At 57.8% G+C, this 22,998-nt stretch carries 18 protein-coding genes; 10 read left to right on the plus strand and 8 right to left on the minus strand.

Going from position 1 to position 22,998, the window contains the following annotated elements:
• Positions 1 to 269 precede the first annotated feature (269 nt).
• The gene (locus I1969_RS03825) at positions 270 to 371 is read left to right on the plus strand and encodes a TetR/AcrR family transcriptional regulator (protein WP_218565035.1); all 102 of its coding nucleotides are present in this window, start codon (positions 270 to 272) and stop codon (positions 369 to 371) included.
• Between the two features lie 435 nt (positions 372 to 806).
• Positions 807 to 1,256 carry a hypothetical protein gene (locus tag I1969_RS03830; protein WP_195233024.1) on the plus strand — a complete coding sequence of 150 codons (450 nt, stop codon included), beginning with the start codon at positions 807 to 809 and terminating at the stop codon, positions 1,254 to 1,256.
• 208 nt (positions 1,257 to 1,464) lie between these two features.
• On the opposite strand, the gene I1969_RS03835 is transcribed toward I1969_RS03830, so the two are convergent.
• Positions 1,465 to 1,884 carry a YjdF family protein gene (locus I1969_RS03835; RefSeq protein WP_195233026.1) on the minus strand — a complete coding sequence of 140 codons (420 nt, stop codon included), beginning with the start codon at positions 1,882 to 1,884 and terminating at the stop codon, positions 1,465 to 1,467.
• Between the two features lie 272 nt (positions 1,885 to 2,156).
• Between I1969_RS03835 and I1969_RS03840 the strand changes: the two genes are divergently transcribed.
• Positions 2,157 to 2,351 carry a hypothetical protein gene (locus I1969_RS03840; RefSeq protein WP_117746116.1) on the plus strand — a complete coding sequence of 65 codons (195 nt, stop codon included), beginning with the start codon at positions 2,157 to 2,159 and terminating at the stop codon, positions 2,349 to 2,351.
• A gap of 146 nt (positions 2,352 to 2,497) precedes the next feature.
• Positions 2,498 to 3,028 carry a flavodoxin family protein gene (locus I1969_RS03845; RefSeq protein WP_195233028.1) on the plus strand — a complete coding sequence of 177 codons (531 nt, stop codon included), beginning with the start codon at positions 2,498 to 2,500 and terminating at the stop codon, positions 3,026 to 3,028.
• 108 nt (positions 3,029 to 3,136) lie between these two features.
• Here the strand turns inward: I1969_RS03845 and I1969_RS03850 are convergent, their stop codons facing one another.
• The 7 genes from I1969_RS03850 to I1969_RS03880 form a co-directional block, all read right to left on the minus strand.
• Positions 3,137 to 3,427, minus strand: a complete 291-nt coding sequence (locus tag I1969_RS03850) for a hypothetical protein (protein WP_147330594.1) — start codon at positions 3,425 to 3,427, stop codon at positions 3,137 to 3,139.
• A gap of 380 nt (positions 3,428 to 3,807) precedes the next feature.
• A complete protein-coding gene (locus I1969_RS03855) occupies positions 3,808 to 6,048 on the minus strand; it encodes a DNA gyrase subunit A (RefSeq protein WP_195233030.1) in 2,241 nt (746 codons plus the stop codon).
• A gap of 45 nt (positions 6,049 to 6,093) precedes the next feature.
• Positions 6,094 to 8,091 (minus strand): DNA gyrase/topoisomerase IV subunit B, encoded by a 1,998-nt coding sequence (locus I1969_RS03860; RefSeq protein WP_195233032.1) that lies wholly within the window; start codon positions 8,089 to 8,091, stop codon positions 6,094 to 6,096.
• A gap of 391 nt (positions 8,092 to 8,482) precedes the next feature.
• Positions 8,483 to 12,850, minus strand: a complete 4,368-nt coding sequence (locus I1969_RS03865; protein ID WP_195233034.1) for a hypothetical protein — start codon at positions 12,848 to 12,850, stop codon at positions 8,483 to 8,485.
• A 156-nt stretch (positions 12,851 to 13,006) separates the two neighbouring features.
• Positions 13,007 to 14,011, minus strand: coding sequence for a helix-turn-helix domain-containing protein (locus I1969_RS03870; protein WP_195233036.1), 1,005 nt, complete (start codon positions 14,009 to 14,011; stop codon positions 13,007 to 13,009).
• Between the two features lie 67 nt (positions 14,012 to 14,078).
• Positions 14,079 to 15,230 carry a HAMP domain-containing sensor histidine kinase gene (locus tag I1969_RS03875; protein ID WP_195233038.1) on the minus strand — a complete coding sequence of 384 codons (1,152 nt, stop codon included), beginning with the start codon at positions 15,228 to 15,230 and terminating at the stop codon, positions 14,079 to 14,081.
• On the minus strand, positions 15,227 to 15,919 hold the full coding sequence (locus I1969_RS03880) for a response regulator transcription factor (protein ID WP_229028238.1): 693 nt from the start codon (positions 15,917 to 15,919) through the stop codon (positions 15,227 to 15,229). Before I1969_RS03880 ends, I1969_RS03875 begins: the two co-directional genes overlap by 4 nt.
• A gap of 147 nt (positions 15,920 to 16,066) precedes the next feature.
• Between I1969_RS03880 and I1969_RS11370 the strand changes: the two genes are divergently transcribed.
• The 6 genes from I1969_RS11370 to I1969_RS11000 all read left to right on the plus strand — a co-directional run bounded on the left by I1969_RS11370 (position 16,067) and on the right by I1969_RS11000 (position 22,982).
• Positions 16,067 to 16,138, plus strand: a complete 72-nt coding sequence (locus I1969_RS11370) for a CD1871A family CXXC motif-containing protein (protein ID WP_254179316.1) — start codon at positions 16,067 to 16,069, stop codon at positions 16,136 to 16,138.
• Between the two features lie 205 nt (positions 16,139 to 16,343).
• Positions 16,344 to 17,033 carry a 4Fe-4S binding protein gene (locus I1969_RS03885; protein ID WP_271748000.1) on the plus strand — a complete coding sequence of 230 codons (690 nt, stop codon included), beginning with the start codon at positions 16,344 to 16,346 and terminating at the stop codon, positions 17,031 to 17,033.
• Between the two features lie 29 nt (positions 17,034 to 17,062).
• The gene (locus I1969_RS03890) at positions 17,063 to 18,034 is read left to right on the plus strand and encodes a TlpA family protein disulfide reductase (protein WP_195233044.1); all 972 of its coding nucleotides are present in this window, start codon (positions 17,063 to 17,065) and stop codon (positions 18,032 to 18,034) included.
• 253 nt (positions 18,035 to 18,287) lie between these two features.
• Positions 18,288 to 21,527 (plus strand): ABC transporter ATP-binding protein/permease, encoded by a 3,240-nt coding sequence (locus I1969_RS03895; RefSeq protein WP_138374946.1) that lies wholly within the window; start codon positions 18,288 to 18,290, stop codon positions 21,525 to 21,527.
• A 175-nt stretch (positions 21,528 to 21,702) separates the two neighbouring features.
• Positions 21,703 to 22,482 (plus strand): MFS transporter, encoded by a 780-nt coding sequence (locus tag I1969_RS10995; RefSeq protein WP_229028240.1) that lies wholly within the window; start codon positions 21,703 to 21,705, stop codon positions 22,480 to 22,482.
• Entirely contained in the window at positions 22,479 to 22,982 is a 504-nt protein-coding gene (locus I1969_RS11000) for an MFS transporter (protein ID WP_229028241.1), read from the plus strand. Before I1969_RS10995 ends, I1969_RS11000 begins: the two co-directional genes overlap by 4 nt.
• Positions 22,983 to 22,998 lie beyond the last annotated feature (16 nt).

The following is a 22,998-nucleotide window of genomic DNA, read 5'->3' on the forward strand; positions in this document are numbered from 1 at the left end:
GCCACGGCGTCCTGCGCCTGGTCGCCGCGGCCGAAGCGCTTGGTGAGCCCGCGCGTCTCGAGCATGTAACCCATGGGCTTATCCTTTCTCTTCCGGGCGCGCGGGCCGAGTCGCCGTGCCCGCGCGCCTTACCTTTCGGGTTCAACATCCATGGTGGGGCGCGTTTCTAACGAAGCCGTAACGGCCGTTGGGCTCTTTTGGCGCCAGCCAATCTCGACCCGCACGCCACTCATGGTATGTTTATCGCGATAACAAGGACGGAGGTGCTCGTGGCACGCAATAAGTACCCGGAGGAGACGGTCGAGAAGATTCTCGACGTTGCCGAGCGGCTCCTCGTGGAGCGCGGCTACGAGCACACCACGATGATCTGAAGAGCAATACGCTAAATCGAAAAAGGTAATCGAAGCCGCGCCTGTGGACTTATCGAGGGTCGAGATTCCCGCCCCATCCATCGGCACCCAGCAGAAGGTCGTCGACATCCTCGACCGCTTCGGCACCCTAACCAAATCGCTCACCGACGGTAGGATAAACCCCCATGAATATATGAATTGACCTGCTGACTCCAATGAAGATTGGAGGGTAACTGCCAGGGGTGACGGCCCAGCGAGTGTTATTTTGCGAGCTATGCGCATTGAAAGCGACCTTTCGTGGTATAAACTACTTGCCGGAAGCCGCGGCTTTCAGAGTACGGCTTACGTGTACGTTTAACCTCCGTGGGCGACGGGGTGCCGCAAGGCGTAGAATATCGCCCACCTGTAGGGGCCTGCAGCGATGCGGGCCCCGCTTCGTATGAGGGGGCGTAACCGATGAAGATCGTATCCATCTCCCAGGACTTCTTCGACCTCGTCGATGGCGACCGTGAGCTCATGCTTAAGCACAATCGCCCCTGCATCGTGGTGGTGAGGCTGCGTTTCCGCGGAAAGCGCAGGGACTTCGCCGTGCCGCTGCGTTCCAACATCGCCCCTAACGTGCCCAAAGACCAGTACTTTGCGTTGCCACCCCGCCCCACGACGCGCCCCGGCTGCCGCCACGGCATCCACTACATCAAGATGTTCCCCATAACCAAGGCCTACCAGCGCCGCTTCAGGACCGAGGGCTCGGCCTACTACGAGACGCTCCAGCGCATCATCGATGGCAACACCAAACGCATTGTCTCCGAATGCCAGGCGTACCTTGACCTCTATGAGCGCGAGGGAAGGTCCTGCTTTGCCGTCGACATCGATCGCATCGTGGGCCTGCTGGAAGGCGAGAAGTAGGGCACCTCGGCTCAGTCTCGAGCCATGCGGAGTCGCTCCGCATTTTTGAACGCCGCGTGTGCGTCCTAAATACTTGAGAAACAAGCTGTGAAGTGCGGTGGCGCGCCCGTGCCCGTGCATAGCCGTCACCATCAGCGTCTACGCGGTGTCGGCTTCAAGTGGAACTGGCGCCGCTGCTGTATATGGTTTGCCTTGCTGCAAATGGCAATCAATGCCCACGATGCTTCTGCTTGCGCTTCAGCTTTCGCTGCTCGAAGCGCGCATCAGCCTCTTCCGCGCGGCGTCGGCTTCTTGCATGAGCTGACTCCTGTTTCATCGCTTCTCTCTGTGCTGCGAGCGCCTGCTGCGCCTTGGTGCTCATCGCGGGCCGCTTAAGGGCTTTCGCCGCCTCACGGGCGCGCCGCTTGGGGTTCTTCGCGGGCTTGTTTGTTTCAATGGCCTTGTCGCCGAAGAACGAGAGCTTCTCCCATTCGCTTGTAACGAATCGCAGGATCTCCTCATCGGACGGCTCCGCGCCGAAGACGATGCGGGCGACGCCGTACTTTCCGCCCTCGACGTGCTCCGCCAGCCCGACCCAGAATTGACCGTCGTGATATACGGTCAGGGTGGACGACACGCTGATCTGCATGGCTGGTTCCTCCTTTATGTAGATGACCATGCAGAGAAGGGACAACCAAGGAGGCAGGTTACTGATGCGGACTCCCGCACGCCCACGACTACCCGACGGGGACTGTGTTTTCATCTCTGATGCCCGCATTGTAGCACGCGCGGATGCGCCCTTCATCGCTGCCGACATGACGTGGCTGGGATTCGTTCCTCGACACATCCTTTTGTATATTGCCTTCCCGGTTTCGAAACTATAAATCAATTCGAGTTTCGAAACCGGGAAGGAGAGCGTATGTGAGAGGCGATATGAGCATCAACTTGATGCTTGAGGGGGAGCTCGCGTCGCTTCTGCCCATCGGGGACGTGTTCCCGAAGGTCCTCATCTCCCGCATAGGGCATGAGACCTGTACCCGGGAAGGCGTACTCGTGCTGGACCTCGCGCGGTGCTGCTCGGTGAGCAGGGGTTCTGAACACTGCGTAGGGATATAGCGCGACAGGGGGGTGCAGCACCGTTTGCGCCTTGTCTAGAGAACACGAACAAGAGATGTGGCCTGCAGACGACTGAATAGCTCCATCCGTTTTGGTTACAACAAAATGTGTGCCGCGCGCCTGTGGCATGAGGGAGGGAGATTTCTATGAATATCGTTGTATTGAGTGGTAGCCCGCGCAGGGGCGCCAATACCGACACCATGGTCGAGGCGTTTGCCGAGACCGCGCGTGAGGGCGGCAATACGGTCGAGGTCGTCCGTGTTGCCAGCAAGAAAATCGGTGGTTGCCTGGGGTGTCAGTATTGCTTCGCCCACGAGGGCACTTGCGTGCAGAAGGATGACATGGTCGACGTGATCGAGTCGCTGAAAGGCGCCGATATGGTTGTCTTCGCTTCGCCTATCTACTGGTTTGATATCACTGCGCAGGAGAAGGCCGCCATCGACCGCCTGTACGCCTTCGGTGCTACAGGCTTCCCGTTCACCAAGACGGCCCTTTTGCTCGATAGCCACAGCGAGGGCGTCTATGATGCGGCGATTGCTATGTACAGGGCCACATGCGCGTACTGCAAGTGGGAGGACCAGGGCATTGTCACCATCAGCGGCATGACCGAGCGCGACAGCATGGCATCGTCGCCCAAGTTGGAAGGGGTGCGAGAGCTCGCCCGCAAGCTCGCCTAAGGACAAGAGGGGCGCATGGCAATCAGCACTAGCGGAAATGCTTGCTGCCCTTACCAGGAGGAATGCTGATTGCCATGCAACGATGCTCCCGCGGACAATTCCGGTGTGCTAAAACGCCTTCTCGTTCAAGAATTCTCTGAACGCGGGGATGTCGAAGCCGACGAGGCCACGCCCACGTTCCCCGATAACGCCGTCCTCGAGGAGGCGGCGTTTGTATTGGCTTGCGTAGTTGCTGGCGACGCCCATGCGTTTGGCTATCTCCGAGATCCTGCTGGGGCCAGAATCGGGCAGCATCGCGAGCAAAAACTCAATGTCTTTATCGGAAAGCTCTCGATAGGTCGTTTCGAGAGAAGCCCGATGCCATGCTTCTCGAGTTGCCTGAAGATGCCATTCATGCACGTGCGCCAGTTGCCCTGGGCTTCTTGAACATATGTCCAATCGATGCCCACTGGACCAATTTGAACGCCGTTCATGCGCGCGTGAGACTGTGAAAGGTAGCTATCTGCCGCTTCTTTGGTTCGCTCGATAATATCTTCGAGCATGCCTGGCATGGCGGAGCCATTTGCTGTACTCCATGGTGGCTCCTTTGCAAGTTTTGCTAATTTTTGCATCTTTTGCTAACTTTTGCGAGTTTTGCTAACGGCTTAGGACGGTGCGGGAAGCCCCCGTATCGTCGACATTTCCGAGGATGACCTCCGCAACGAGCGGGGCCCGGGGCGCGATATTGCTGCGCTCCGGGCCCCGCTGCTTTGTAAAACCATGGCGGTTCTGCCGTCGTCCTAATCAAACAAACTCGGCATGTCGTTTTCTTTCATGAGGGCACCGGCTGAGGGGAGGCTCTGCGCGGTGAACTTCTCGGCCGAGACGCCGGCGCCAAGGATCTCTTCGGTTGTGCCGACGGTGGTGACCGAGCGGCCCTTCTTGGCGGTAAAGGCCTGGACGCCCTGCGTGTTGGTAGTCGTCTTGGTCTTGAGCAACGACGTGTTGAAGTTCATCAAACGATAGTCGCTCGAGACCAGTGCGATGTCGCGGTCTTCCTTGAGCACCTGGGCATACAGCAGCTTGCTGCCGCCGTAGATAGCGTTCTTGAGGCGCTTGCGGTTGGTCTTGGTGACGTATCCAGAAAGTGCGACACGCACCACGCGGCCGTTCTCAAAGACAAACAGCACGTCGGCCTTATAGTCCTCGGGGTCGATGACCCAGATGACGCTCTCGTCGGGTTCCATCTCAAGATCGGTCGGCAGGTACGAGCCCAGCTGGGCCGACTTGGTGTCCTCAAACGCCGCAACCTTGCATTTGTACACCTGGCTCTTGTTGGTAAAGACCAGCAGCTCGTGGGTGTTGGAGGACGGGAACTCGATAAAGGGTTTGTCGCCGTCCTTGTACTTGAGCGTGGTCGCCTTCTTGAGCACGCGGTCCGTCATCTTCTTAAGGTAGCCATCGCGCGAGAGCATGATGGTCACCGGGTACTCCTCGACCTCGGGCTCCAAGCTTACCTCGATAACCTCATGGGGCTCGATCCTGCCCGTGCGACGCGGCATCACATATTTCTTGTTGACCGCGGCCAGCTCGTCGCTGATGACCTTCTTGATGTTCTCCTCGCTGGAGAGGATCTCCTCAAGCTCGGCAATCTCGCTCTCAAGCTTGGCGATGTCCTTGGTGCGGTTGAGGATGTACTCTTCGTTAATGTTGCGGAGCTTGAGCTCGGCAACAAACTCGGCCTGGGTCTCGTCGATGTCGAAGCCGCGCATAAGGTTGGGCACGACCTCGGCCTCGAGCTTGGTGCCACGGATGATGGCGATGGCCTTGTCGATGTCGAGCAAGATTGCCTCGAGGCCGTACAGCAGGTGCAGGCGCTCGGACTTTTTGCCCAGGTCAAAGTTAATGCGGCGACGCGTGGACTCAATTCGCCATTTGACCCACTCGTGCAGAATCTGGCGCACGCCCATAACACGGGGATAGCCGTCGACGAGCACGTTGAAGTTGCACGAGAACGAATCCTGCAGCGTGGTCGAGCGATAGAGCTTGGCCATGAGCTTGTCGGGGTCGACGCCGCGCTTAAGGTCGATGGCGATGCGCAAGCCCGAGAGGTCGGTTTCGTCGCGGATGTCAGCAATCTCCTTGACCTTGCCCTCCTTGGAGAGCTTGACGATGCGCTCGATGATGACATCGGTCTTGGTGGTGTAGGGAATCTCGTAGACCTCGATAATGCGCTCTTCGGGAATCCAGCGCCAGCGGGAGCGGATCTGGAAGCTGCCAAGGCCGGTCTCGATAATCTTTTCCATCTCCTCGCGGCGGTAGATGATCTCGCCGCCGGTCGAGAAGTCGGGCATGGGCATGTACTCGAGCAGATCGCAGTCGGGATCCTTGAGGTAATGCATCGTGGCAGTACAGACCTCGTTGAGGTTGAAACCGCAGATGTCGGACGCCATAGCGACGCCGATGCCCTTGTTGGCCGAGACAAGGATGTTGGGAAACGTGGTGGGCAGCAGGCGCGGCTCCTTCATGGCGCCGTCGTAGCTGTCGACGAAGTCGACCGGATCCTTGTCGATGTCCTTGAAGATCTCGGCGCTGATGGGGGAGAGCTTGGCCTCGGTATAACGCGAGGCGGCGTAGCTTAGATCGCCCGAATAGTACTTGCCAAAGTTGCCCTTCGACTCCACGAAGGGGGCGAGCAACGCCTCGTTGCCGGTTGCCAGACGCACCATCGTCTCGTAGATCGCGGCATCGCCGTGCGGGTTGAGCTTCATGGTCTGGCCCACGATGTTGGCGCTCTTCTGGCGCTCGCCCTTGAGCAGACCCATCTTGTACATGGTGTAGAGCAGCTTGCGGTGCGAGGGCTTAAAGCCGTCGATCTCGGGGAATGCACGCGAGACGTTGACGCTCATGGCGTAGGGCATGTAGTTGACCTCGAGCGTCTGCGTGATCGGCTGGTCGGTGACCTCGGAGTGCAGGCCGATGACGTTCTCGGCGTTGACCTGCTTTTTCTTTGGCTGGTTCTTCGTCTTCTTCTTTGCCACGATTTCCTCTTGAACTTCTTATGGGCCGTCGTTATCGATTTGCTGCTATTGCAGGTCCAGCTGGTCCAGATATTCCTTGCCGTGCTCGGAGATATGGCGCTTGCGGCCCGCTTCGTCGTTGCCCAGCAACAGGTTAAACATGGTCTCCATCTTGGTGACGTCCTCGGGCTCCACCTTGATCAGGCGACGCGTCTCGGGGTTCATGGTGGTGAGCCACATCATGTCCGGATCGTTCTCACCAAGACCCTTGGAGCGGTTGATGGAGCACTTTTGGTCGCCAATCTCCTTAAGGATGCCGTTCTTTTCGAGCTCGGTGTAGGCAAAGTAGGTCTTTTCTTTGCAGTTGATCTCGTAGAGCGGCGACTCGGCGATATACACGTAGCCCTCGTCGATAAGTGTGGGCACCAGGCGGTAGAGCATGGTGAGCACGAGCGTGCGGATGTGATAACCGTCGACATCGGCGTCCGTACAGATGATGACCTTGTTCCAGTTGAGGTTGTCCAGGTCGAAGGCGCCAAGGTTCTTGATGCGCTTGTCTTTGATCTCCACGCCACAGCCCAGCACGCGCATGAGGTCCATGATGATGTCGGACTTAAAGATGCGCGGATAGTCCTCCTTTAGGCAGTTGAGGATCTTGCCGCGGACGGGCATGACACCCTGGAACTCGGCATCGCGCGAGGTGCGAATGGCGCCTGCTGCCGAGTCGCCCTCTACGATGTAGATCTCGCGGCGGCTCTTGTCCTTGGAGCGGCAGTCGATGAACTTCTGCACGCGGTTGGCCATGTCGGTCTTCTGCTGTAGGTTGGTCTTGATGCTCTGACGCGTCTTCTCGGCGTTCTCGCGCGAACGCTTGTTGATGAGCACCTGCTCCATGATCTTATTGGCGGCGTCTTTGTTCTCGATCAGGTAGGTCGAGAGGCGCTCCTTAAAGAAGGCCGTCATGGCCTGCTGGATAAAGCGGTTGTTGATGGCCTTCTTGGTCTGGTTCTCGTAGGACGTCTGGGTGGAGAAGCAGTTGGTCACCAGCACCAGGCAGTCCTGGACGTCTTGCCACTTAATGCCGCTCTCGTTTTTGTTGTACTTGCCCTGTTGCTTGATGTAGGCATCGATGGCGCTGGTCAGAGCGCTGCGGGCCGCCTTCTCGGGCGAACCGCCGTTCTCGAGCCACGATGAGTTGTGGTAGTACTCCTGCATCATGAAGGTGCGCGAGAAGCACATGCACGCGGTGATCTTGACGTTGTAGTCGGGCAGGTCCTCGCGGTCGCGACCGCGACGGTCGGCCTCGATAAAGAAGGGCTCGGTAAGGTAGTCGGTACCGACCTTCTCGAGCACGTAGTCCTCGATGCCCTTGGGATAGCAAAAATCCTCTTCGGTAAACTCGCCATCGTCGCCCTCAATGCGCAGGCGGAAGGTCACGTTGGCGTTGACCACGGCCTGGCGGCGCATGGTCTCGCGATACCAATCGTGGGGGATGCTAATGGAGGTAAAAACCTCAAGATCGGGACGCCACTTGATGGTGGTGCCGGTGCGTTCCTCGTCGCTGGGCTCAATCTCGAGTGCCTTCTTTTTGGCGCCGACGACCTTGCCCTTTTTAAAGTGCAGGGAGTACTTGTTGCCGTCGCGCCAGACGGTGACGTCCATGTACTCGGAGGCGTACTGGGTCGCGCATGAACCCAGGCCGTTGGTACCGAGCGAGAAGTCGTAGTCGCCGCCCTGGTTGTTGTTGTACTTGCCGCCGGCGTAGAGCTCGCAAAAGACGAGCTCCCAGTTAAAGCGCTTCTCGGAAGGGTTCCAGTCGAGCGGGCAGCCGCGGCCGTTGTCCTCTACCTGAATGGAGCCATCGCGAAAGGCGGTAAGGGTGATGAGCTTGCCGTAGCCCTGGCGCGCCTCGTCAACGGCGTTGGACAGGATCTCGAAGGCGGCATGCGCGCAACCGTCGAGTCCGTCCGAGCCAAAGATAACGGCGGGGCGCAGACGTACGCGCTCCTCGTCCTTGAGCTGGCGGATACTGTCGTTACCATAGTTTGCGGTGTTTTTTGCCATACTCGCTCTCTCGGTGCTCCTTTGCTGCGTTTAAGTCATATAGATAGTCAAGGTAGCATAGCCCAGCCCGTGGGCGATTCCACCCAACACGAAATCCATCGAACAATCGTTCGAGCTTAGGCTGAAAAGAGCTCACTCGCACAAAACCGAGTCGGTTTTGTCCGAGTAAGTTTGAAGACGGCCGAATGTGTCTTGCTGCGTTTGCGGTTGGATACGTTGTCGAAGACGTGTCGTGCGGATTGTTGGCGAAAAGACGCCGTGCCAAGCTCGAGGCAGAACTCAACTCCTCTGACGACATCTAATGCGTAATGGGCTGGCTCTGGGTATCCAGAACCAGCCCATTTGATGTTCGATGAGCCGAGTCGGCGTCTCTCGCAAAGGTAACTGAGAGCTAGTGAGGCTTATCAGAATTGACCTCATTGGCGGTGTCTTTTTCGAGCGCCGTGCGGCGGGCACTGTAGGCGACGAGGCCGGCGCCTGCCGCGGTGAGTGCTGCTGCGGCTGCCGTAAGGGGAGCGTTGACGTCGCCCGTGCCCGCAAGCGCGCCCGCTTTTCCGGAGCGCTTGTTATTGCCGTGATCCTTGCCACTGCTGGAGCTGCTTCCGCCGGAGCCGCCGCCCTTGTCAGTACCGCCGCCACTCGAGCCGCCACCGCCGTCCGCCGTCATCGGTGCATCGTGAAGTCCTGTCGTATCCGCGCTGTCGTATACGCCGACCTGAACTACTGAGCGCTCGCATGCCGCGTCGGGCACATGGAGCTCGTGCAGCACGGCACCCAGCGCCGAGTTTGCGCCCGGTCGAATTTCCTCGAGCGTTACGGGATCGAGCGCCACCAGATTACGCGCCTTCGCATACAGCGTTACGCGTTTGCCCACTTCGTCGCTCCAACTCTCGGGGATAGCGAAGCTCATGCGGAACTGTGCCGTGCAACCCGGTGCCAGCACGGCGTTGCCACTGTCGGCTACCAGCGGGTGCGTTGCAAAAGGTGTGCCCAGCGTTTCGAGCGCGTACTTCACGTGTGCCATGTCGTTGACCGAAGCGTCCTCGGCAAGCTCTGGATCGTAGATCGATGCCATGCGTGTGTTCGCTCCGAACCCGATGGATGCGCTGGAGAACGGCTGGCTGGAGCCCTCTCGGTACAGATCGATTGTGCCGGCGGTCAGCAAGGTGTTGCCGTCGTTTCGCACCGTGACCATGAAGGATTCGCCTGCTGCTCCGGGCACCACCGCGCCCGAGGTAGCGACTGCGCCCGTCGGAGTGGCACACGCCACCAAGGGCACTTCGATGCCGTGTAGTTCTGCCTCGCTCTTCTCCGCGCTCACAATGTGCGTGGCGAGCGCGGAGAGCATGCTCCCCGACGTCAAAAATGTCGTTATCTGATCGACGGGATGGTCCAGCTCGCACATCACGAACGGCTCCGTAAACAGATCGCCTGCCAAGGTGCTGGCGAAGATGCGGAAGTGCTTGCCCATCACTGCTACCGGGTTGCCTTCTTCGTCGTAGGTTTGCCCCACCTTGCCATCGGTGTTCTCTACATAGAGCACGCACCTGCCGTTGTTGCTTACGCTAAACGATGCCGGGCCACAGCCTGCGGCACCCACGGGCTGCGTTGCAAATGCCGATGCGCCTCGCGTCCAAGTAATATGCTGCAGTTGCTCGTTGACGGTAGCCAAAAAGCCCGTGTGCTGCGGCCACGGCACCGCGTGGGGTACTGTGGCATCTGGCGACATAACGCCCCAGCTCGCAATGGACTGGCCGATCACGGCGTACGATGCACAGCCACAACCGCCTGCGGTCTCGTATGCAATGGGCACCACCATTTTGCCGTTGATATTCTCGGGAGCGCCGAGCTCGATGCTCGACGGTGCCTGCGGAAAGCGGAGGACCTGACGGAACGTGAGACTGTCGCCCGAAACGTCCGACCACAGGGTAAAGCACTCCAGCGCAACCTCAGCCTCGCTGCCGAGCGCCTTTTCCGCGGTGGTTCCGCGGCGGTGGAGGTAGGCACCCGACAGGCGCCCGTCGACCAGCGTCTTGCCCACCGTGATACGCGGGCACTGCAGACAATGGTAGCCATCCTCTTGTAGGCGGCCGCGCGAGATGCTGCGCCATGACGTGTGCGATACCACGCGGGTCTCGTCATTACTTATGCGCAGACGCACAACGGACAGTATGCCGGCTGTGCTTGCCGTATCGAAAAGGGTGTCGTCGCCGTCACGCCGCTCGCCCGAGACCAGCAACACGTAGGCGTCCTGGTTTCCTCTTCCGTCCGTATATTCCACCACGTCGAAGTCGTAATCGTATATGCCGTCGCGTTCCACGTCGCCCTCACCAAACCCAAGGGGAAAGTCCACGGGCATGGGGGCGGACCACGTGCCGTTTGCCTTTGTGTGCACCACCAGACGCGAGCGGCCATTGTCGCCGTAGCGCACCGAGGCGATGCGGAACAGGCATTCTACGCCGGCGATAATCGTCAGCTTCATGTGGGCTTCGCTGAGCACGCCAGTAAACAGCACGTTGTCGCTCGAGGGCTTGATGCCGCCACGCTCGTCCTCCGATACACCAGCAGAATTGGCGTTGGGGTCCGCAACGGCGTCCTTCGTCTGCCCGATATGGGTGTACGCATACATCGGCGCGGCGTTTTCGTCGTTCTCTATCAGTGCGTGGACGAAATGCTCGATCTGTCCCGTGTCGTCGCTCTCCGCATCCGCCTCGAGCTCAATGCGCGTGACCGACCGGTCCCAATCGCGTACGGTAGGCTCGACATTCCTTGCAGTGGCCTTAACCTCAGCGCGTGCGAGTAGCTCGGCGTTGGTGACGATGGTGGCCGATGCGATAAATTGCGGCACGCCGCCCGCCTCGATGTTGCCGGGCATGCCGAAGCGGGCATCCAACGTGTAAGGCGTATCTCCACCCAATGCGAGCTCAGAGCGCTGGAGCACATACTGGTTGCCATTGTTCACCGACATATTCCACGAATCGAGGAGTGTGGGCCACGACCCCGACCAAGCCTTGGTGGTCCACTTGAACATTACGAACTGGAGTATCACATCGACATCGACGTCTGCACCCACGCGCAGCCGCGGAAGCTGGTGCCCGTCCGCCTTCTCGTACCCAATGAACAGGGTGAGGGATGCGGCGCCACGCACGGCAGACGAAGCGACGCCTGCAACGCCGGCGCCAAAGGTGACGGCAAGCCCGATCTGGATAGTGAATGAGCCCGACGTGTTGGAATAGTCGAGCGAAATGTTCTTGAAAAACGCCGCGCCGCCGCCGTGCGTGTGGGCACCCACGGCGAGCGCCAGTTTTGCCAGCACCCAGGGGTTGACGTTTAGGAAAAACGGCACCGGTCCTAGGGTAAACTGCTCGGTCCAATTGAGGTCGGTTCTTACTTGGAAGAGTGCCTTAATATTGCCGTATGCGGGGTCGTTGTTGCTGCCCCAGGTTTTGCCCACCCAATCGTAGGCGAGCGAGCCGTACAGCTGTGTGGCGATATCCATCGTGAACAGCGGCGTGCAATGGTGGTGAAGGAGCTTAGTGTTTCTTGGATCGGTGCCCGAACCGGCACTCATACTCTTGTACTGATTCCACTTCCCCTCCATCTCGTCGAGGTAGCGGTTTGCCTGCTTGGCGCCCGACTCGCGCGGCGATTTCTTCCAGTACTCTGGATCCGGATTGCCTGAATCGTTCATGTAGCCGACCGGTTTGTATCCTCCGCCAAACAGCACGTACCCGGCAAAAGAGAAATCGAACAAAATGGGGAACGAGGGCATCCAGCACGTGAACTTGTTGCCGCCAATGCCGGGAAACGCCGCGGGGAAATCAAACGGAGTAATCTCTTGGTCCATGGTAGTGGGGACGATAGTGGTCGATCCGGATTCCGCCTTTGCGGCCGGCGCGGTGACAACGGCCATGGGGGATGAGAGCGTGTAGGTTTTGCCCTGATAGTCGAGGCCAAAGCGCAGCTTGCATCCTTCCTCCAGAAGGTTTGACGCTGCATCGAGGAACGTGTCTTCGAGCGTGAACGTCGCCAGATTATCCGAACCCGATGCGCTGGCCTTGACTTGGCCAATTTGCGTGACGGTTTCGGGCGAGCTACCCGTGGCGGGCATTACCTTGTTGATGCACAGCGTTGCCTGTCCACCCTGTGGCAGATGTGCCTGCACGGTAAAGGCGTGCGTATCGGGCTGTTCGTTTGCCGTGTCGTCCTTCGGCAATGTCATGAACGTAGCGTCGGCGTACTGGATGTCCCATTCGTCGAACGTGAGCTGTCGAAAGTACGGCTTGCCGTCAGAAAGCGGACGCGTTGGCGCGGTTATGGCGGTGCCACCCTGGATACGCGCGAGGGGAATCTCGACATCGCGGTAGCCTGCCATGCTAATGGAGATGCCGCCGTTAAAATCGTACGCGTCGAGAAGCGTTGTCTCGTCCACGTAGCCTTCCGAAAGCGGCGCGACCTCAAAGATGGCCGTGCCTTCGTCATCGGTCGTGGCGGTGAGCTGCTTGCCTGCGGCATAGCGCGATGTGAGCGTGACCTGGGCACCCGTGATGGGCGTATTCTTGTTGGCGACGTCGACCACGACCACACCAAACATGGTGCGCGAGAGAACGAGCACCCTGAAAGGGTCTTTTTCGTCGGCATAGGCTTCGGTGGGCGCGAACGGCAATATGAAGGCGTTTGCGCTTCCCGGCACGCGCGGCAACATAATGCTCGCCAGCGAGGACGCTCCGGCAACAAGTAACGAACGGCGATCAAGCATCTTTGGCTCCCATCCCGCAGGTATCGGTGGAAATAATCCAATTTTGCGAGAGGGCGCTACGTGGCGGTAGTGCCGTTCGATGGCCAAAATGTCCAATTTGAGCGTGCGAAAGCGCCAGGACCCCGGAGCGCTTTCGATACGACGGGCAGTCTGCCGCTAACGCAACATATGCGCGACCAACTCGGCGCGAGTTCCGATACCAAGTTTGGCATACACTCCTGATAGGCGGTTTTTGACGGTGCCCGGCGATACTCCCATATGGCGTGCGATTTCGGCGTTGGTCCATCCACGACAGGCGAGCATGGCCATGGTGAATTCCGTGGTCGTTAAATCGTCGGCCACGTCCTCGCCCGAATCGGGGTTGTGGATGCGCCGCCAGCCGTAGCTGAATCGATACGTAATCTCGATGATGCGTGCGAAATCGTCAGGGTATTGCGATTTTAGGCATGCCTCGATGAGTCCCTGCAAAAGGCCGTGGTGCTCGCCAATGAGCTCGATAAGGCCGTCGGGACGCGCAATGTTCCAAGCAACTCCGAAGTGTGCCTTTGCGGCGTCGATGTCCTTGAGGCTCATGCATGCCATAGAAGCCGACAAGTGCAGGAATAGCTCCGAGATGGGATAGCTTCCCTGTTTCATGATCAGGGCGTTTTCTGCCATGCCCAGACTGCGGCCATATTCGCCGCGCAGGTACAGGGCGTGCGCCATCACGTAGCTGGCGAACAGGCGCAGGCCTTCGGGCAGATGCGCCGCAAGCGGATAAAACTCTTCGGCGGAATACGGGGAAGGCAAGTGCAGCAGGACGCTCGCGGCCGAGGCGAACAGGATATGCGTGGCGTGGACGGCGGGCGACTCCTCGTCGGTTGGCATATCGAGGATGCCAGCAAGGCACCGGCGGGCGTCGGGGATACGGTTGAGCGACAGGCTGGCATATCCGCAGATAAAGCATGCGGAATAGCGCAGTGTGGGATCGGTGGCGTCAAGATAGGGGCGCGCCGTCTTGGCAGCGAGGGCGGCCTGTCCGCGAAAGTACAGAGCTTCTGCCGTGGCAATGGCGCGCGAATCGGGGTCGGAAATGCCTGCAACCGCAGCGTCAATCTGCCCCGGCACAAAGGCGGTGCACATCAACGGCATGGGAACGCGTGGGTAGCCATCGCAGTCCATCTTCCATCTCCCATCAGGTGGCAACAATGCAGCAATTGTACTCCTGTTGCTCGGGACCCCTTTCGTTTTACTGTTCGGTTAACGCTGCGGATCGTTTTGGAAGGCTTGCGAGCATGGTAGTCCCGTTCTCGGAACTTGCTTCGACCTCTACAGCGCCACCGTGAAGCGCTGCAATCTCCCAAACGAGCGCTAGTCCGAGTCCTGCGCCGCCGTATGCCCTGCTGCGGGATTTATCCAGGCGAAAGAACGGTTGGAAGATGCTCTCACGGTACTGCTTGGGTATTCCCGGGCCCTGGTCCTCGACTCGCAGGAACACATGGCTGTCGTTGTCGCGGATGGAGACGTTGACAGTCGAGCCGGTGCGGCTGTAACGGATGGCATTTTCGACCAGGTTAAACACCAGCCGATAGAGGAGCGTGTCGCTCCCGATTACTAAAGCGTCTCCAGCACAATTGAGGGCTATGCCCTTATTTTCGGCAAGTGGCGCAAGGTCGGTGAGGACCTCTTCGGACAAAGGACCAAGTTCCACATCGTCCTCGCAAGGGACGCTGCGGAGCTCACTCATCTCGAGCAATACCTTGGCCATTCGAGACATGCGCTCGGTTTGTTCTTGTAGCAGGCCGAGCAGCTCGGCTGTTTCGGGTTGCAAACCGGAGTGCTCGGAGATGAATAGTTCAATCTGTGCTTGCATAAGGGCGAGCGGGGTGCGCAGCTCGTGTGCGGCGTTGCCGGTAAACTGACGCTGTGCAGAGAATCCTTCGCCAAGACGAGTGATCATGTCGTTGAAAGAGGCGCTGCATCGTTGTAGCTCGGTGGGCACATCTTCATTGAGTCTGATTTCGCTTAGGTTGTCAGGCTGCACACGCTCAACCTGCGCTGCAAAAGCCCGTAGCGGTTTGAGTGCACGGCCGCTCACAAAGTATGCCAGCGCGCCGCCAAGGAGTGTAACTCCAGCCGTGATGTACCAGGCTGTCGTGCCAAAAGACTCCTGTGCGTCGTTTACGGCGATCGTGACCTCGTCATCGAGGCTCCCCTTCGTTGGGTCGAACGCCTGGGGCGAGTCTTCGCCGGTTGCGTTAAGGGCCGAGATGTCACTGCCGATGGCGTCCATGTAGCGCATGCCCGTATAGCCGACCAGGCAGTTCGTCAGCACGCACGCCGCACACGTCAGCAGCGCCGTCATGATCGTTATGCGCCATTGCAGCGAAAGCCTTTTCATTCGCTATCCTCCATAACGTAGCCCTCTCCAATCCGATTGCGAATCGGGTCGTATCCCAAAGCGCTGCGCAACTTTTTTCGGAGCGACGAGATGTGAACGCGGGTTGCGTTGCTAAAACAGTTCACGGTGCTATCCCAAACGTGCTCGATAAGCTCCTCTTGGTTTACCGGTCGCCCCTGATTAAGCATCAGGTATTCCAAGATTCCCGTTTCCTTGCGTGTAAGAGATAAGGCCTCGCTGCCCACGGAAGCGATGCGCGCCTTGGTGTAAAAGCTGAGTTTTCCGCAGGTTAATACTATGTCGCTTTGTGCGAAGCGCCTGAGGGTAAGGCTGCGGATCCTTGCTGCAAGTTCGTCCAGATGAAACGGCTTGGTGAGGTAATCGTTGGCGCCGGCATCGAGTCCGTCGACTTTATCGGATACTTCGCCACGCGCGGACAGAATCAGTACCTTGGTCTCGCAATCGGTTTTCCTAAGTTCCCTGAGCACGGTCATGCCATCGATACGGGGAAGGTTGAGGTCGAGTACCACGAGGTCAAAGACTTCGACGCCCAGCAGGTCGAGCGCCTCCTGTCCGTCGTGACAGCAGTCGACGCTGTACGCCAAGTTTCGCAAGCTGCGCGCGATTGCATCGCACAGTGCTCGCTCGTCTTCGACGATCAAAATACGCATAACAGTCTCCTTGCACATTCCAAATCGCGCTTAACACGGATTTTATAGTCGATATGGTCCAATGGTCGCGTAACGAAAGGAGTGGTCGAGTTGTTCAAAGCGGTAAAACCCGTGGTACAGGTCGCTTTGTTGATCGTCGGAATTGCCATGGTGTGCTTTGGTGTTATGCGTGGCGAGGCGGATGCCGTGCTGGCCAAAGCGATTAGGCTGTGCTTGGAGTGTATCGGAATTGGATAAAAGAGAAAACACTGCGTCGCATGTTTTGGCCCGATTTCGCGGATTCATTCAGGCGGCGGCGACGCTGGTCACCAATATTCACCTGCCAAACTTTGCCAAAGGAAGCATCTATCAGGGCGCGGGAAAAACAGTCTGCGTACCTGGACTTAACTGCTATTCGTGCCCCGCGGCATCGGGTGCGTGCCCCATCGGGTCGTTCCAGTCGGTGGTAGGTTCATCCAAGTTCAACTTTTCTTACTATGTTACCGGTACGCTCATTTTGCTCGGCGTGCTGCTGGGACGCTTTGTATGCGGCTTTCTGTGCCCGTTTGGCTGGCTGCAGGAGCTGCTTCATAAGATTCCCGGCAAAAAGTTCTCCACGAAAAAGCTCAAGCCGCTCACGTACATCAAGTACGTCGTGCTGCTGTTTGCCGTGGTGCTGCTGCCCGTCTTGGTGGTTAACGACGTGGGCATGGGCGACCCGTTCTTTTGTAAGTACATCTGTCCACAGGGTGTGCTCGAGGGCGCCATTCCGCTGGCCATTGCCAATGCCGGCATTCGATCTGCGCTGGGGCAGCTCTTTACTTGGAAACTTGCCGTTCTCATTGCCGTGGTAGTGCTGAGCGTTTTGTTCTACCGCCCCTTCTGCAAATGGATTTGCCCACTCGGCGCATTCTATGCGCTCATGAATAGGGTGTCCTTGTTGGGGATTCAGGTTGACGCGTGCAAATGTGTCTCGTGCGGCAAGTGCTCAAAGGTTTGTCAGATGGACGTTGATGAGGTCCGCGCGCCCAATCATGCCGAATGTATCCGGTGCGGAAAGTGCATCGGGGCCTGTCCTGTCGATGCCATCAGCTATCGCTATGGCCTGGATGTGTCGGCGGAAAAGCTTCCCTTGACCGCTGATAAAAAGTAAACAAGCTTCGACAAAACGGAGGAATGACTATGAAGCTTTCTAAGATTGCGGCCCTGTTTATGGTGCCGGTATTGGCCTTGTGCCTTGTGGCATGTTCGGCGCCCGGTGGCAATGCGAGCGAATCTGCGAGCTCCGATCCTAAGATCGCAGAACTCACTGCGCAGAAGCCGGCCAATGCCGACGAGGCCGCCGAGTTGTATGCAAAACTCATGCAGAAGGAGAACGAGATCTTTTCGAGTGATAACGCGCTGTGGGAAAAGGTATTTAATGCGGCAAATAAAGACTCGGCAATGATTGAGGACGGCAGCAATTACGGCGATTTTCTGCTCAAGACCATCGACGGCGCCAAGGATGAGTTCACGGCGGATGAGCTTAAGACACTCAAGGCCGGTGCACAGCAGATCAAGGAGATCGAGGACAAGCTCGAGAGCCTGGAGAAGGAGTTCCCCGGCTGTGGAAGCACGCCGAGTGCAGGCGAGAGCGTCGACGCTTCGACCGCTGGCATGACGGCTGGTGCCAATGCTTCGAGCGAGGCGACGAAGTTCCCCAGCTTTACGGGCAAGGACCTGGATGGCAACGACGTGAACAGCGACGAGCTGTTCTCTAAGAACAAGGTCACCGTCATGAACTTCTGGTTCACCACTTGCAAGCCGTGCGTGGGTGAGTTGGGCGACCTTGAGGACCTGAATAAGGAGCTTGCCAAGAAGGGCGGCCAGGTCGCGGGCGTCAATTCCTTTACGCTCGATGGCAACAAGGGCGAGATTGCAGATGCCAAGGACGTACTGAGCAAGAAGGGCGTGACATATAAGAACATCTGGTTCAAGTCGGATAGCGAGGCCGGTAAGTTTACGTCAAATTTGTTCTCGTTCCCGACAACGTATGTCATCGATCAGAATGGCAACATCGTAGGGGAGCCCATCGTGGGCGCCATCAGCTCCGCTGAGCAGCGCGCAGCGCTCGACAAGCTTATCGACCAGGCGATTGCGAATAGCGAGCAGTAGAAAACGCGTAAAGCATGGCGATGATCGTGCACCGCTGTGCGAAGTAGTCCGCTACCTTTCAAGATAAGCTCCACCATATAGAGGTCCCGCTCGGGACCTCTTCTTTTGGGCGCCGTCCCGTTCGTTTTTTGGCGCGGTTTGTTACATTCCTCACTGGCGTCGGCAAAAAATGGGGATAGAGTAGGACAAAAGCGTCGAATACGAACGGCGGAGGAGAGCGGGCAGGGTGCCTGTGCAGGAGAGGTTGCCGTCCATGCTGGAGCTCAAAGGTATTTGCAAAAGGTACGTTACGCAGTCGTTTACGCAGGTAGCGCTCGACAGCGTGAGCCTGTCTTTTCGCGATAACGAGTTCGTGGCCATTCTGGGACCTTCGGGGTCGGGCAAAACTACGATGCTCAACGTTATCGGTGGGCTCGATCATTTCGATTCTGGCGACCTGCTGATCGACGGTATTTCGACCAAAGACTTTCACGATCGCGATTGGGATGCCTACCGCAACAACCGCATCGGCTTTGTGTTCCAAAGCTATAACCTCATTCCGCATCAGACCATTTTGGAAAACGTGGAGCTGGCGCTCACGCTCACGGGCGTGGGGCATGCCGAGCGTCGCCAGCGTGCGCGCGAGGCGTTGGAGAAAGTCGGCTTGGGCGAGCACGTTAACAAGCGCCCGAGCCAGCTATCGGGCGGGCAGATGCAGCGCGTGGCCATTGCCCGCGCCCTGATCAATGACCCTGAGATCGTCCTTGCCGACGAGCCGACTGGCGCTTTGGATTCAACGACATCCGTGCAGGTTATGGATTTGCTCAAAGAAGTTGCGCGCGACCGTCTGGTCATCATGGTCACGCACAATCCCGACCTGGCATACCAATACGCCACGCGCATCGTCAACCTGGCGGACGGCAAGATCACCGATGATTCCGATCCTTTCGATGTCGCTGACGCCACGCGCCGCGAGGCCAAGCCTACGCGCAAAACCTCGATGAGCTTTGTGACGGCGCTGGGGCTTTCTGCCCGAAACCTCATGACCAAGAAGGGCCGCACGGCCATGACGGCCTTTGCGGGCTCGATTGGCATTATCGGTATCGCGGCGATTCTGGCGCTGTCCAACGGCGTAAACGGCTACATCAAAAAGGTCGAGGAGGATACGCTCTCGAGCTACCCACTCACCATTTCCAAGCAGGATTACGACCTGTCGTCCATGATGGGCGGACAGGGGGCTGCGGATGATGACTCGCCTGAAAACGTGGATTCGTCCGACGACAGTGCCGAAACCGATAAGATTCCCGTGGTCACGGCCGTAAAGGATATGTTTGCGAGCGTTAAGTCCAACGACATGACGAGCTTTAAGGCATGGCTTGACGACGGCGGCGACGGTATCGACAAAGAGGTCAACGCCATTCAGTACGGCTACGGTGTATCGCCGGTTGTCTATCGTGCCGGCAAGGGCGATGAGAAGCCCGTTCGGCTTGTTCCCAACGCAATGACCGAGGCTATGAGCGGAGGCGCGAGTTCGGCGGCAACGGTGAGCATGGAATCCATGGGAACCTCGGTCTTTAACGAGATGATTGACGACCAGAGCCTGCTCGACAGCCAGTACGATGTCGTCGCCGGTCATTGGCCCACGTCTGCCAACGAAGCCGTGATGGTGCTTTCGAGCCGCGGTACGGTGGGCGACTATACGCTCTACAGCATCGGTGCGCTGGATATCGATGAGCTCAACGATCTGGTAAACAGTGCCATGACGGCCGACGGTGGGGTCAAAGCACCCGAGACCGGCACCGACTTTACCTACGACGATGCGCTGTCCACGACGTTTAAGGTGCTGTCGCCGGCCGATGCCTATCGCAAAAACGAAGAGACCGGCATGTGGACCGACATGTCTGGTGACGCCGACTTTATGGCCGCCAAGGTTGCCGATGGCATCGACGTACACATCGTGGGTGTGGTGCGCCCTAACGAGACGGCCAATGCGAGTGCGTTGTCTCCGGGCATTGCCTATACACATGCGCTGACTCGCCAGCTTATGGAGCGCGCCGCCGATTCGCAGATTGTGCGGGAGCAACTCGCCCACCCCGAGACGGATGTCTTTACGGGCAAAACCTTCGACGAACTGCAAGGCGAGGCCAAACAAGGCGTGGATCTGGGCAGCATGTTCAGTGTGGACGAGGCGGCGCTCAAGAGCGCGTTCTCGTTCGATACCTCCGTGCTCTCGGGTGTTGCCGGCGGTATGGACCCGTCGTGTCTTGACTTGTCCGAGCTGGACATTGACCTTTCGGGCGTAGGGAAGGATATCGACTTCAGCGACATCATGTCTAAGGCGCCAGCCCCCGATTTCTCGGGTGTCTTCGATGGGTTGGAGCTTACACCCGAGCAGATGCAGCAAGTGGGGGCGCTCGCCAACCAACTGTTCACGGGCTTTATGCAGTCGGAACAGTTTAAGGCGCTGACGCCCGAAGATCTTAAGGACGCGTCAAAGCTTGCCGCCGCGTTCTCGACGTATCTTGAGAGTGATACGGCAGCCCAGCAAATCCTGGCTCAGCTCAAGGCACTCGGCGGCGATGCCCTGGCCGAGCGCCTGCAGCAGGCGATGACCGACTATGTACAAAAGCAGCTGGCTCCGTATCTGCAGCAGGCTCTGGATCAGATGATGAAGTCGATCAGCGACCAGATTGCGACGACGGTGTCAACTCAGCTCAAGGCAGGCGCGGCAGGGCTCATGGGCCAGATGGCGACGCAGATGTCATCGAGTTTTGCCAACCTGGCGAGCGCTATGCGTGTGGATGCGAGCGCCTTTGCCCGCGCCATCCACTTCAACATGGACGCCGAGGACCTGAGTTCGCTTATGATGAGTTATGCCAAGGCATCGCAGCTTACCTATGACAACAACCTGACCACACTGGGTTATGCGGACGAGGCAGACCCCATCTCGGTCAAGATTTTCCCGCGCGACTTTGAGGCGAAGGAGCGCGTGCTCGACCATATCGATGCGTATAACAAGCAGGTCAAAGCTGCTGGCCACGATGAGCAGGCGATTTCGTACACCGACTATATGGGAATCATTATGGGCTCGGTGACCGACATTGTGAATACCATCAGCTTGGTGCTCATCGCATTCGTGAGCATCAGCCTAGTGGTGAGCTCCATTATGATCGGCATCATCACCTACATCAGCGTGCTGGAGCGCAAAAAGGAGATTGGCATCCTGCGCGCGATCGGCGCGTCGAAGCGCAACGTGGCCAACGTATTCAATGCCGAGACCTTTATCGAGGGCCTCATCGCCGGCGTCTTTGCCATTGTCGTCGTGGTGCTCGTGAGCTTTCCGGTTAATACCTGGGCGCTTGCGGCCAAACAGGTGCCCAATCTGATGAGCCTGCCCGTGCAGGATGCGCTGGTGCTCATCGCAATTTCAGTGCTGCTGACGGTCGTTGCCGGCCTGCTGCCGGCCCGCAGCGCATCCAAGAAGGACCCCGTCGAAGCCCTGCGCTCCGAATAATGTGACAAAGGGACAGTCCCTTTGTCACATTGAGACCCTTGCGAAAACGGGGTCTAATTACCGTTCGGCAGGTTAAGAACTCCCTCTCCCCGCTTAATGCTTGACGAAGAGTCCTCTGGTTTATATACCTATCGGTAGGCATATAGGATGTATTGTCGATAGAAATGGAGCAACCATGACTCTCACCACACCAGCCAAAAAAGATTGTCTCCGTGAAAGCGGCGCATTTGCTTGGGTCGTCGTTATTGCGCTCGGCTTAATGTCCGCCGGAACAACTGGCACATATAGCATTATTGCCGGCTCATTCGTTGCTCCAGTATGTGAAGATCTGGGCTTTGACTACACTTCTTTTTCTTTCTATTTCACCGCGATTCTTCTTGGCCTTGCGCTTGGGCTTCCGCTTTTGAGTCGCTTCATTCCAAAAGTAATCGGCAAACCATGGCATATTTGCATTGAACTCGTCCTTATTGCCGCCGGCGCCGCAATGGCGTTCTACACCGAGGTCTGGATGTTCACCGTCTCCGCCGCAGTGATCGGCATCTGCTTTTCGTTTACAACGGGCGTCTGCATGTCCGATGTCATTGACCAATGGTTCAGCAAATCGCCCGGTCTCGCCATCGGCCTCGCTTGGGGCGTTAATTCTCTCTGCACGCTGTTATTGAGTCCTGTCATTACGCTGGTCATCGAGCAGCAAGGCTGGCGTACGGGATACATCGTGCTTGCGGCCGTTTCTGCAGCTATGATTTTGCCTGCAAGCGCATTTATCATTCGCCTTAACCCCTCTGATCGCAATATGCTTCCGTACGGAGAGACCGCCTCCGAAACCCATGAGAGCTGCAGCGCCGATGAGCAGGAAGATGTCCTTTCGGGCATGGCACTCCGCGATGCCGCGAAAACGCCGTCTTTTTTCTCTGTGTCCTCTTGCTTTGCGTGGCGCAGCTCACCTGCTGCATGAACCAGCTGTTTCCAACCTATGCAAGCGAGGTCGGTTTCAATCCTATCGTAGGAAGCTTAATGGTCTCGGCAGCTTCACTCTCCGATATCTTCCTAAATCCCTTCGTGGGCAAAACATGCGACAAGCTTGGCGCTATTAAAGCAACGGTCGCATGGACAGGTGTCAGCATTCTTTCATTCCTGCTTCTTATCATTGGCGGAAGCAATGAGACCGTTTCCATCATTGCAGCTGGTGTAAACGATGTCATGTTCGCCATCGTTGGAACCGCAATGCCGATGCTTCTCCTCTCGCTCTTTGGATCACGCGATTTTGGAAGGATCTATTCGATCGTTTGCTCAGCGGGCTATGTCGTCGGTGCTTTTGGAATGCCGGTCATGATGAAGGTTTACGGCATGGCAGGGTCATTCCAGGGAGTATTTATCTTCTGCATTGCCTGCAACCTTATGATTGCTGCGTTTGCTATCGTTTCCGGCTTTCTCAATAAGGCTGCTGAAAAGTAATAAGCGCCGATTGCAC

The organism is Collinsella aerofaciens (assembly GCF_015548375.1).
Lineage (GTDB): Bacteria > Actinomycetota > Coriobacteriia > Coriobacteriales > Coriobacteriaceae > Collinsella > Collinsella aerofaciens_AB.